10 protein-coding genes are annotated in these 13,144 nt (G+C 34.0%); 7 read left to right on the top strand and 3 right to left on the bottom strand.

Features of this window, described 5'->3' with window-relative positions:
* Nucleotides 1-59 precede the first annotated feature (59 nt).
* The 6 genes from miaA (at nt 60) to CWD77_RS07845 (ending at nt 5,454) form a co-directional block, all read left to right on the top strand.
* On the top strand, nt 60-992 hold the full coding sequence (gene miaA, locus CWD77_RS07870) for a tRNA (adenosine(37)-N6)-dimethylallyltransferase MiaA (RefSeq protein WP_101073023.1): 933 nt from the start codon (nt 60-62) through the stop codon (nt 990-992).
* A gap of 35 nt (nt 993-1,027) precedes the next feature.
* Complete coding sequence (gene purS, locus CWD77_RS07865; protein ID WP_101073022.1) at nt 1,028-1,276, top strand: phosphoribosylformylglycinamidine synthase subunit PurS; 249 nt, start codon at nt 1,028-1,030, stop codon at nt 1,274-1,276.
* 7 nt (nt 1,277-1,283) lie between these two features.
* Nucleotides 1,284-1,616 carry an ATP-dependent Clp protease adaptor ClpS gene (locus tag CWD77_RS07860; protein WP_101073021.1) on the top strand — a complete coding sequence of 111 codons (333 nt, stop codon included), beginning with the start codon at nt 1,284-1,286 and terminating at the stop codon, nt 1,614-1,616.
* 206 nt (nt 1,617-1,822) lie between these two features.
* Complete coding sequence (locus CWD77_RS07855; protein WP_101073020.1) at nt 1,823-3,016, top strand: tyrosine-type recombinase/integrase; 1,194 nt, start codon at nt 1,823-1,825, stop codon at nt 3,014-3,016.
* 164 nt (nt 3,017-3,180) lie between these two features.
* Nucleotides 3,181-3,372, top strand: a complete 192-nt coding sequence (locus CWD77_RS15785; protein ID WP_101073019.1) for a helix-turn-helix transcriptional regulator — start codon at nt 3,181-3,183, stop codon at nt 3,370-3,372.
* A 792-nt stretch (nt 3,373-4,164) separates the two neighbouring features.
* On the top strand, nt 4,165-5,454 hold the full coding sequence (locus CWD77_RS07845) for a hypothetical protein (protein ID WP_101073018.1): 1,290 nt from the start codon (nt 4,165-4,167) through the stop codon (nt 5,452-5,454).
* Between the two features lie 395 nt (nt 5,455-5,849).
* On the opposite strand, the gene CWD77_RS07835 is transcribed toward CWD77_RS07845, so the two are convergent.
* Nucleotides 5,850-6,833, bottom strand: coding sequence for a DUF2806 domain-containing protein (locus tag CWD77_RS07835; RefSeq protein WP_101073016.1), 984 nt, complete (start codon nt 6,831-6,833; stop codon nt 5,850-5,852).
* 357 nt (nt 6,834-7,190) lie between these two features.
* Here CWD77_RS07835 and CWD77_RS07830 point away from each other — a divergent pair, with 357 nt between their 5' ends.
* On the top strand, nt 7,191-8,303 hold the full coding sequence (locus tag CWD77_RS07830) for an AAA family ATPase (RefSeq protein WP_101073015.1): 1,113 nt from the start codon (nt 7,191-7,193) through the stop codon (nt 8,301-8,303).
* A gap of 509 nt (nt 8,304-8,812) precedes the next feature.
* Here CWD77_RS07830 and CWD77_RS07820 read toward each other — a convergent pair.
* Together CWD77_RS07820 and CWD77_RS07815 are read right to left on the bottom strand one after the other, a co-directional pair.
* Entirely contained in the window at nt 8,813-10,501 is a 1,689-nt protein-coding gene (locus tag CWD77_RS07820; protein WP_101073013.1) for a hypothetical protein, read from the bottom strand.
* A 54-nt stretch (nt 10,502-10,555) separates the two neighbouring features.
* Nucleotides 10,556-12,262 carry a BspA family leucine-rich repeat surface protein gene (locus CWD77_RS07815; protein WP_165779107.1) on the bottom strand — a complete coding sequence of 569 codons (1,707 nt, stop codon included), beginning with the start codon at nt 12,260-12,262 and terminating at the stop codon, nt 10,556-10,558.
* Nucleotides 12,263-13,144 lie beyond the last annotated feature (882 nt).

The following is a 13,144-nucleotide window of genomic DNA, read 5'->3' as shown; positions in this document are numbered from 1 at the left end:
ACCTCTGCTAGATGATTTCTATCTGTAGAGTTCCTTGATATCCGGTATCTTAAGGCATTATGAAAAAACGAATTATTATTGCCGGTCCAACAGCTTCCGGTAAAAGTTCACTGGCCGTTGCACTTGCTCTCAAAATTGATGGAGAAATCATCTCTGTCGATTCCCGTCAGTGCTACAAAAAAATTGATATCGGTACCGCAAAACCCACTTCAAATCAGCTGAATCTGGTACCTCACCACAATGTATCCATACTTGATTTAAATGAGCCGGATTCCGTAGCAGACTTCCGAATGCGTGCGCTCAAAATGGCCGACGATATTGAGAAACGCGGTAAAACTGTGATCTTTTGCGGCGGAAGCTCCCTGCACTTAAAGTCACTAATCCAGCCGCTTGATGATCTTCCATCCTCAAACGATGAGAACATTGCCCGGCTTAATCAACAAGCAGAAAATGAGGGACTCGAAGCTCTCTACCAAAAACTGAGTGAAGTTGATCCCGAGTACATCAAAAAAATGGATGGGATGAACCGACAGAGAATTATTCGCGCCCTGGACGTTTGGATGCAGACCGGAAAACCGTTCAGCAGCTTTCATTCAAATGAAGAACTGACTCTGCCGGATCGCTATGCTTTTTTTGCTCTTCATCACCCAAGAAAAGTCCTTCATCAACGAATTGAAAAGCGAACAGATCAGATGATTGAGCAGGGCATCGTAGAAGAGACCCAATCCATTTTGAATGCAGGTTACAGCCCCGATCTTCAAGCCCTTCAAACGGTGGGATACAAACAGGCCATTCAGTTTTTGAACGGTGAGATATCGCACGAACAGATGGTTGAAGATATTAAAACAGCTACCCGAAGATACGCCAAAAGACAGATCACCTGGATCCGAAAATGGACGTTTGCAGATGTTATTGACAGGCATACAAAAAGCGAAAAGGAGTGCGTTGAGTATATACAACAACGGGTAGCAGCTGAGTCGCAGAAAGGTTAACTTATACTTTTTCCAAAAACCGCCAAAAACCACCTATGTACAAAGCAAAAGTTAATGTCACCCTTCGCAAGTCTATCCTTGATCCAAAAGGAAAAGCTACACACCACGCTCTGCAAAACCTGGGACTTAATGACGTGAAAGAAGTTCGAATCGGCAAGCTGATTGAATTGGACATTGAAGCCGAAACAGAAGATGAGGCACGGAAAATTGCCGACACCGCGTGTACCCAGTTACTGGCTAATGAGGTAATGGAAGATTATACCATCCAGATCGAAAATAATTAAACCTCACATGACCCAGCCTTCGCACATACGAACTATTCTCAACTCCGGTGAAAAACCGGCTGAGACACCCGGTGCGGACGTGCTCGAAAAAACTGAAGAGGAAGAGTCTGTAGATACTCCATGGCGAGTCATTCTTTATGATGATGATATTCACACATTTGATGAAGTGATCAATCAGCTCATCAAGGCTTTGGGGTGCACCGTTCATCAGGCCGAAAAGTATACTCTTCAGGTTCATAATGAAGGTAAAGCCACCGTTTTTGAAGGAAGTTTTGAGGAGTGCCTGAAAGTAAACGGCGTGCTGCAGGAAATTCAATTAATCACAGAAATAAAAGGGTAGATATTATCACACCCTACCCTATCCCATCTTAAGACACCACATAATACAGCCTAAGGCACTGTAATACATTAACTTATCTCTGAACGTCTCGTTTTTCCTTTCTCTATCTTATTCTTTCCAAGTGTCCTAATTTGTGTCCTATATGTGTCCTAATTGTCTCAAATTTTTTATATTGGATTCACGCATCAATTAAATGACTCTCAAATATGGCATCTATTAAGCTTACTCACAGGGCAATTGAAAGCTACCCATTCACGGAAAAACAGAAAGAATACACAGACACAACCCAAGGTTTAAGTTTAAGAGTGTCCAAAACTAAAAAAGTCTTCTGTTTCAGATACAGAGATTCAAAAGGTAAATCGAAACGAAAAAATATAGGTGATTACCCTGCTCTATCATTGGCGGAAGCAAGAGAGATAGCCACGGAATACTATCTCAACATTCAAAAAGGTGTATATCCTGATGATTTGAATAAGGAATCTGTTTCATCTGTACCAACTCTAAAAGAAGTGTATGAGAATTACAGGGATTACACAATGAAACCCAATCTACGTGAGGCATCATATACTACCAATACATCCACGATTGAAAAACATATATTACCTGTATTCGGATCTCAAAAAATGGATCAAATTAGAACAAAAGATATCACCTACTTTTTACAGGATTACCAAAAACAAGAGTATTCTGTATCACATATCCGAAAATTAAAGCAAATGCTTTCATCACTTTTCATTCATGGTAGATCTTTAGCAGACGAGTTACACAATCCTGTTATAAATGCAATGGTAGGTCTCCCAAAACCAAAACCAAGGGAAGTTTTTTATAGTAAAGAAGAGATAAAAAGCATCTTCAAACACGTAGATTTAACAACTCAACCATTTAAAGATTTAGTACAGGTTCTTTTTTATACAGCCAAACGGAAAAAAGAAACGCTCAAAATGACATGGGATCAATTAGATCTTGATAATCAGATATGGACTATACCGCCTGAAAATACAAAAAATGGAAATGGTGATACGGTGTATCTCTGCGATACTATTATGAATGATATCATTATTCCAAGATCCAAGAATAAAAAATCTAAATATGTCTTTCATTCCAATTGGAAGAGCCATTATCATACATATCCGACAACATTCAAGCCGATGAAAAAACTGATCAGAGAGAAAACAGGTATTGATAATTTCAATTTTCACGATTTAAGACGGACTCTCAATACACATCTTAGTGAAAAGGGTATACAGCCACATATTATTGATCATCTGTTAAATAATGCTTCTGCCAATGAACACTCTGCAATCCGTTCAATATATAATCGCTATGATTATCATTCAGAAAAGATAGAAGCTTTAAAAGAGTATGAATCATTTTTAAATGAGATTAGATTAGACAAGTAGTTCCATTCTCAAGTATCATGAATTACTTTTTATATAATAAATAATATTCCATAAATATCTGTTTTTATTACACTCAAGTAATAAATATAGCTTGTAACAATACGGATTTGATATGCTCTTTTAATACACAATTGAATGTATTAAGAAATGGAAGCGTATGTAAAATGAATGGATTAGTTACACGGAATGAATTAGCGGAATTACTAAACGTTAGTGTTCAAACGGTTGATCGGGAAAGGAAAAGAAATAATAATTTTCCACCTGTACTTAGAATTGGCACTAAGTTAGTACGATTCAAAGAGTCAGATGTCAATAACTACATGGAATCACTAAGAGAAGATAACACAATCAATTGATAACTACTTATAACTCATATTATCATTTAGATTGGGTTTTTAATCGCTGTAATTATATTTATATCAATGAGTTACAGCACTAATGAAAACAATATACGGTGTCTTATGTTCTCTCCTCTCTTATAATATTTATTATACACTTATTATGTATTAATTTTATTTTAATATATATACATAAATAATAAAGATTGCTTGTAACAATATGGATTTAACATACTCTTTATTAATGTAAAAGGGATTATATACAAAGAGAAAAAGTAATAATAGTTATCCACTCTCAAATATTAAAAGACTTTTAACTCTTATATAGATCTATAAACTTGTAAGTTTAACCATTCCAATGGTTTATAGAATCAAAGGATTTTATTTAAAAAAGAGAGTAGTACAATAGTTATTTATAGATGCTTTGGTGAAAGTGAAAGTGAAACAGGGTGGAATAATGATCTACCCTGTTATCCACTCTCAAATATTGATCAGAGTATTAACACCAAGAAATACAACAATGAATAATAACAAATATATGATTTGATATAGAATCAGATAGACACCAAAATTACAGATGGAAACTTTCACGTTTAAAACACCAAATAACCCAGTTCATTATTAGATAATGATGATATATATCACTCATTTCTTGAGAAGAAAAATAAACAGCTTTCCCCTTATTACTTCTCAAAGTTCAAAGAGAGATTTAGAATAAAACTTTCCTTTTTCCTCAATGATTTTTATGAGATAGATTCAGAGAATAATTCATTAAAAACCTATTCACAGGTTGAACAATCATCAAATAGATTGATTAAGCTATTTTCGAGGGAATGGTATTCAACGGTGTTAGACGTATTAGATGAATATGAAATAATACATCCCGTTCGCAAATGGTCTTACAGTCAAAATAAATGGGTACATAGCTATATACCTCAAGAGATGGCAGAAGAGTTAGCACGGTCAAGAGGGATTAATGAGCCTGACATTTACGGCACGTGTAAAAAATACAAAATGAATCCCAATATAGAATTAGATGCTACTGTAAACGGTTTTGAATCAATTACTGTGAACCTGAAACCACATAGTAAGACCTATCACATGCTTAAGGATTTTTATACCTATTCGGATCTAAATGATAATCCTGCATTACAATCTCTGTTTAACTCATCCAAGAAAATTACCCTTGATTTACCTGAAAAAGAGATTAAAAAACGAGAGAATTTCACTGCTTACAATAACGTAAAAAACTGTGATACAAGGATTTACAAGAAACGTTTAATTGATAACCGTATTATTACGGATCATTGCCACATCAAAAAATCACACCTTAGACACTTCAAAACAAATACAGGTGAAAATGTATCTTTCTATGATATACGGTCTTCAATGGCTACATATACGCTTCTACAACTCAAACAGAGAGATGATCTGCCAACCAATTATACCCTATTCAACCATTTAGAGAACGGTAACATCTATGAACATTTACAGGATCTTATTTTTAAGAAATTTTCAAATGATGAAATCGAATCAACCTTAGATAAATCATTAGCCAATCTCATTGATGAAGATGAACACGATTACAAGTATAGGGAATTAGCCCATATTCGTAAGTGTATCTATCATCCAAAAGATCATCTAAATGATACCCTATTCAAAAAATTCTTGAGAAATACGGTTAAAGAAGCGTTTATGACATTGGCTTACCGTTCACACTATACCCATCATTGGAAAGGAACTATTGTAAATCAATTGCATCAAGTGATTGACTCAAAATATCCTGAATGGATAGTTACACTCAAATCATTGAATACAGCAAAGAGATTCAAACTCGTATTTGGCGACAGGTTACATCAAGTAGAAAAAGATAAATCATATATCTATTACTTGTATACTCAATGGGAGTCTCAGTATATATTATCATTGCTATCAATGATTTATACAAAGTATCCATCAATACCATTGGCTACACGTTACGATTCAATTATAGTACCTGAATCAATGCAATTAGAAATCTTTTCTATCATATGCCAATTGAATATAAGTCTATACGGATCAGCTCAAGCCGTACCATTTAAACAAGAAACTTTTAATTAATCACAATCAAAATACAATGAAGAGAGAACACTATAATCTTATATATCAATTTTACAAGCCTATAAATAACAATTCGTTTACCGTTGAGGGGTTAAAAAAAATAGTACTGACATTTTATCCCGATAACTATTCTGTAATCTGTTTTGAAATTGATCAAATTGAAGAACACCACGATAAGCAGGGGTATTTAGCATTTTTGAAGAAGTGGTATAAACTAAAATAGAACGACTTTCATATTTTGATTCTAAATGCTTCAAATTAAAATAGGGGAGAAATTGATTATTACAATGAATAACCCTTACTCATATAACGCATGGCTTCTGACGCAATATCTGTAGTATATATCAACACTGACCATAGTATACTACGTGAATCCCATTAGCAGAATCTGTTGGTTATAATTCAGGTATATCCATTAATGGTTTAGAATATTTTACTTTACTGTCATTTCTTTCAAGAATATCTGCGTACTTCACAGTAATATCATTAGATCTTAAATCGGAAGCTAATTTCTGTATATACTTAAAATCAGGTTTTGGCTGAATTAAATTGAGCATTTCACTACCTATTGAAGTAAATAATAAAATTGAGAAATTTATTCTTGGGGCATTAGGTTTTTTCTCAACAACCACAAATTTGTTTCCTACTATGAAGTTCGCACTTACAACAGATGATGATTTATCTAAATTATAGCTTATTCCTGAATGCAATAGATCAATCTCTTGTAATAAGGTTGTCTCTTTAAAACTTATTCCAAAATCTTTTAATACATTTTTCTCATTATATACAAACCATTCATTTTGAGATTTGATTGCATAATTTGCTACTTTGGCAAATATAAAAGCCTCTTCCCTTGATAGATTTCTAAGAACTTGCAAGGTTCTTAATGAATATGAATTTGGTCTTTTAATTTCCCCTGCTAAAATTTGAGCCCATAAATTTTGCATTTCTTCATTTGAAATCTCCTCTGCATAATTAAAAAACCTTGTCGTCCAATCTTCATCTACAGGTTCTTTTGAAACATTTTCCTCATTCCCCAACTGCTGAGCAGCTTTTTGAGTTATATTTTCTATGTTTTTTTGTTTTTTCTGCTCTTGAAATTGATTTCTATTTTCTGCTCGTACTTCTAAAGTATCTTCTGTTTTTAATTCCTTTCTATCTATTGAAGTAAGACTTAATTGGTTATCAGAGTAAGTGATCTCTTTTAGATTAACTTGATTCACTTTTATTGCATCAGAAATTTTTTTTATTTCATATGCTTTAGCATCAGCTGTTTTTCTGATTAAATACGGCTTGAATACTGCACCAACCCCTTGAGATATTACCTCAATCAATTTCTTAAGTGGATCGCTTAATCCTGTCACGTCCTTTATTTCCATTTTTCTCTCAATAGTAATTAGTGATGTTGTTATTTTTTAGCAGTTCTCAATAAAATCATTCTGAGTTATAACATATAATTCCATTTAGGGTACCGCACACTTAAATTTTTTAAATAGTAATTCAAATAACGTATTCCTGCAAACTATAAAGAATAATAGCCTGACTATGAATTAGTACTTTAAAATCTACAATCTGAAATAATACAGCTTTCATATTTTGAATACGCCACTACTAATCTAACCTTAATTATTTAGTTTATAAACCATTATTTTCTGGGAAGATATGGATGTGATCAAAGGTTAAATCTCTTATCTTTAAAGGCATGAAAATTCCCATCCCTAATCAAAAATGTGCCTATGGAAACCTTGACCACATTCACATCGTCAACCTCCAAAAAATCTGATAATACCGTTGCTCACCTATTAACAGAAGCGAAAAAGTACTTCTCAATTAACAACTCAAAGAAATACAAGAACGTCGTATTAGATCAGGGACCCCTTCTGTCATTCCCCCCTCATACGATTGAATCTGAAATTCCATCAGGCATATATTATCCGTCTTCTACTCGTCAAGATAATTTCGTTTTATCAAAAGTATCTGCACGAGAAAATTATAATGATGCCGATGAAGATATGATGGATCTACTCGAAGCTCTCGGTGATGAGCCTGACCTTTATAGGGAAATGGGATCAGAGTACTTGCGTCTGCTACAGAAAGAAAATCGGACTAAGTATTTCGGTAGCCATTACTTTCCGACCCACGAGTATAACAGCACCTTGAAACGAGTACATGAAGGCATAATCAATTTTTTAAACAACAAAGAATTCTATCAGAATAATAATTTAGGGTTTAAGAGGTCTATATTACTATATGGTAGACATGGGGTTGGCAAGAGTCGATTTATTGATTATGCAATAAATTTTTTGCTCATTGACGAACTTGACGCAATCATAATTAGAATTGGTAGTTCTCAAGATGTTAAGCTGCTTAATGACTTCGGGCTGTTGACCCTTAACAGAGTTGTAGAAAATAGACTCATTGTTCTCGTAATTGAAGAAGTCGCATCCATTGTGACAGGTCGAGACGGGCATATTGGATTATTGAACATCTTGGATAATTCCTTACTTAGGGAGAATCTACTCGTTCTTTCGACAACAAATACACCTGATCGAATTCCATCCAATGTACTTAGAAACCAAAGGGTGGATGTACTTGAGGAAATCAGAGCTGACAACTACAATGACCAATTCCCGATTGATTTCTATGAGTTCATATTTCAAGAGGAATTCCCCGAGAAATATAGAGAATCAGAGTGGGTGGAAATGAAGTTAAATCCTGCAGATTTAAAAGAACTGTTTCTTTTTGCAAAGATTAACGACGTTGATATCGACACTTCGTTCAAACAGCTACAAAAGAGAAATCGGATCGTTGAAAGACGGTTCCAATCTACTGCGCATTTGGGTTTTTAATCCAATTTTGAAATCAAAATACAGGAGGATCATTTTGGTGATTCTCTTTTATAATTCCACACCCGTCAACTACCATTACAATTCCTCATGAGGCTTCCATATTTCAATTCTGCCGACCCCAATTCAGCAAGTGATACAATGAGATGAGTAAAACTCAGAACGACCTATAAACGGAAATTTAATAAATAGATGAATGGATCAGGATAGAACATATACAATCAATGAAGTCAAGGATATGATTATGAGAATTCAGGTTCTCTATTCTTTCTTGACACCCAAATCCAAGAGAAAATTTAAGAAAGCTTGCAACGGCAATAAGATGAAGAAATTAATTAGTATTGAGGACCTACAGAAATACATAGATCCTACTTTCCCGAGTAAGAAATGTGTGCTGTTTCTCCTGCCCGAGGGCGGAAAGGAATCGGTGTCCGTTGATTCTTTTCCAACATTACTTAAAAATTCTTCTGTGCTTTTAAAGAATGAGTTAACACTTAACTAACAAATGCGAATCAAAATCGAATGGACATAGAAGAAGTATTTTCTGTAGATAAACCTTGATACATCAAGAATTGCTTCAGGAGGATGATGTTTTCATCAGAATTTAATTGTTTATAATATTCTAAGTTTGTCAAATTTAAATCTGACCATTCAAATTGTGGTGCAATATCACTTAGAAAATCAGAAATATTTGGATAAGCAAATTCATGTATGTCAGATGATGAAAAAACTTCCCACTGAGAGGTGTAGGTTTCACCTGCGTAATAATTATTATACCTATAAATGTCTGCATCCCCTTCATTGAAAATATTATAATGCTCGTTATCAATATTTATCAATTCGTATTTAACATCAATTAAATCAAGTTCGTTAATTATATTACCAATCGATCTTTGCTCATAATAAATAGTGGTTTCAGAATTACTATTTAATTCATCATAAAGCTGAACGATATGCTCCTCTACCTCTGCATTTGTAGGGGTAAAATGTTTAACTCGTGGAATATTTGTAGTCCTGTCCGTAATAAAATTAGTTAATGAGTAGACATATCTATTCTCGCCATATCGAACATAAATTCCGTTAAAAATAAAATTCAAATTATTGGGTATTAGTAACGAACTTTCAACTGTACCTATTCTATCATCATTATAATCTATAGTATAAGTTGAATCCTTTATTGCGTTTTCTATAAAATAAAAACTTGATGAAAGTTTATGTTCAATTAGAATATCTGACGAATGATTTGCAACATCAATATTTAACTCATAATCATATAAATCATTATTTTCGTTAAATTGGAAATATTCATATCCGCTATTTTGATCTCCCTTCCCTACATATACTAAGAACCAATTAGACCCACTCCCTTCTATGTTTTCAACAATTACGTTTACTCCCCCTTCATGTTCAGAATTTGAATTAACTGATGGAAATGGCTCCATTATATATATATTATCCTCGTTATTTTCAATGGTTCTTAAATCTTCTTGGTAGGAATCATTAAATTTACTGACTGATGGAAATCCTCCAAGTTCATCCTGATTAATCTCTGTCCATATTTCATTTCCTGTTACTGATTGTAACTTCAAATATTTGTAATCACTATTATTAGAATAATACCACGTATGCATTAATGTCAGGTTAAAGTAGCTCGGTAGATTAAAATCAAATTCCTCAGGAGCCCCAATACCAACCCACTCATGTGATTTACTCGTAATTTCTTCTATTCCTATTAATTCCCCATTTGGTTTAGATGCAATTAAATAAACTTGATCATCCAATGGGTTGTCAGTTAAGTCATTTACAAAGTTTCCAACTTGCCACTTAAATAGATAATTTTCAAAGACTGCATTAGTTGTACTGCTTATTAAATCTCCGTTAGTAGTAATGGCTTCTAATTTCACCTCTGCATTACCATTTGCGAATTCCCAAGTTGTTAAACTAAAATTACTTTCATTGGGTTGTAATGAAGCAATTTTGTTTCCTCTCACTTTAATAATAATTTGATTCAGCTCATCAGCGGCATTTATTGATAAATTCAAATCTACTTCACCGCTTAAAATGTCCCCATTTGAAATGTTTGTAATTGAAATTTCACCTAATTCTTCAGGCTCTGTGTTTGATGGAGAATCACTGCATGATGCGATCACTATTAGTGACATAAAAATCAGCAAGTTTAGAGAAAGCTTAAAATTATTCATAAATCGTATCATAAAGGTTGGGGTTCATAATTCGCATCAGTAAAAATAAATGTATTATTCAGGGCAAGTTCCCCATATTGGTTTGTTTTCTTCAACGAGAGGGCTATCTGTAGCAAAATCGCTTGGTTCAGATATTATGTTCGAAACACACCATTTATTTATTGGTTGATTAAAATTGGTATTCCTAAACATGAGATCCATTTCAGAAACATTACTCACATCCCATTCATTTAATGGATAATTATATGGCGAGTGTCCAAACATATTGTACATACTCTCAACATTACTGACATCCCAATTCCCTATTGGTTGGTTAAAAGAAGAGCGTGCAAACATTCCCACCGTATTAGTAACTTTACCCACGTCCCAACCATCCAAAGGGTGATTGTACACAGAAGTGTGAAACATTAATCTCATATTTTCCACGTTACTTACATCCCAATTCCCTATTGGTTGATTAAAAGTAGAATTAATAAAAAACATATTACTCATATCTACTACACTGCTAACATCCCAATCTCCTATAGGTTGATTAAATTCAGCGGAGTTAAACATCATACTCATACGTTCTACATTACTTACATCCCATTTATTTAATGGTTGATTAAATTCAGCACCTACAAACATACCCGACATTTGTGTAACATTCCCAACATCCCAACTTTCAATGGGCTGATTGAATTGTGATTCCCTAAACATGGAAGACATTCCTGTTACATTACTTACATCCCATTTCTCAATATTTTTATCAAAAACCGTTCCTCTAAACATCGCATACATAGATTTTACACTACTAACATCCCATTCCTCTATTGATTGGTTAAAATTAGATAATTCGTCAAAATTGGAATTCCAAAACAAACCACTCATATCAGTTACATTACTTACATCCCAATTTCCTATAGGTTGATTAAAGTCTCTATTTCTAAAAAGGTCTACCATGTCTATTACCAATGAAGTACAAACCTTAGTTAAATCTTTATTTTCATCTAATCGCTGAATTACTAAATTTTTGTCAACCGCCTCATACTCGACCCCTTCTACAATTCCCTTTTCTCCAACATTTGCATTCGGACACATTATGGTAATTCCATTATCATGTAAGTAAAATGTCTTTTCAAACAATGCTTTAACTACTAATTCATTATTTACAGAAATGTTAATCTGACTTTCATTACTTGAAAAATCACCACTCCATTCTATAAAACTCCACCCATCTAATGGATTTGCTGTTAATTGAACAACAGTTTCATATGGGTACTCTGTAGTTTTGGCTTGAATAACTTCTTCAGATACTGTTCCCTCTCCTTCAATATTTATTGTAAGCGGATAGTCTCTTCTTTCAAAAACTGCGGTGACTTCCCTCTCTGAGTCAACTTCAAGGGTTTCAGGGTTTTCTTCGCTTTCAACAGATCCACTCCAATGAGAAAAATACCAACCGTCTGTAGGTACTGCTGTTAACTCAACTACAGTACCATGTTCATAGTCAGTGTTTTTTGTATTCACAACTTTCTCTTCTACTGAACCTTCCCCTTCAACATTAACAGTTAATGGGTAATCTCTTTTCACAAACAGAGCTGTTACATTTTTATCGCTATCCATTGATACACTTGCAGGATTACTCGTTCCTCTATGATCTCCTTGCCACCTGTCAAACACCCAATGCTCATTTACTAATGCTGTTATTCGAATAGATTCACCCTCTTCAGCTTCTGAATTTGACGGTGTAACACTACCTGCTTCTGTTGGTTCAACATCCACGGATAGTTGATAGACAGGAGTACTCTCTGTGGAGCAAGACAAGAATAGAAATAGTGAAAAAATAACGGCAAATGAATAGTACAGATTCCCCATAATAACGTAGATGATTTGTATGATTTTAAATGAGTCCCCGAAGACTTCTTAAATCTTGATTTAATTATAACTTAACGTTTCAAGCCCAAAATCGGTAAAAAAAATAGTTAACAGATAGTTGCAGATACTTAACTGATATTTTCCTAATTGCCTCTTAGATACTTTAATGGGCTTTTTATAGCTATAATGGAATGAAGGTCAGAATAGAAACTACATATCTATAACTCCTAACATTCCTTCAGCCTTCCATATTCCAACGACATCCCCGTTCATCAAGGTAAGGCACATACCACGCCACCATTATTCTTTTTGAGCCTTACATCCAAAATTTATCTAATATCCAAATTCAGTTCTCACAGCCCCACATCCAACTTCGTTCTGTAGTGATCCATGATCTCATAATACTTCAACCCATTCTTAATCTGACAGACTATCTTAACTCCCAATTCAAGACAATGCTTCAAATATTGATTTGAAACGGAAGGATTGAGAGACTTATCGATCAGGGCGACTGCAAAGATCGTTGGGTCTTCGATTTTAAGGTTGGGAAGGTTATGAAGATAGTTAGTTGAAAAAAGTCAAAAGAAATTTCTACTTGAGTTCAGTTCTTAGACTCCCACAGAAACTCAGTGAAAATCATCGTTCTAAACAAATTCGCACCTTTATTGTTTATGGCAGAGATGCTTTCTATCTATCTTGTTAAAAACTTCAGTCTGATTCTATCCATAGCCTACTGATCTTATTGCTTGCGTTTGAATCCGTTTATCCCATCAAAATATACCCACCACC

It is taken from the genome of Rhodohalobacter barkolensis (assembly GCF_002834295.1).
GTDB lineage: Bacteria > Bacteroidota > Rhodothermia > Balneolales > Balneolaceae > Rhodohalobacter > Rhodohalobacter barkolensis.
Note: the sequence above shows the minus strand (reverse complement) of the source record. Positions and strands in the feature narration are given on the sequence as shown.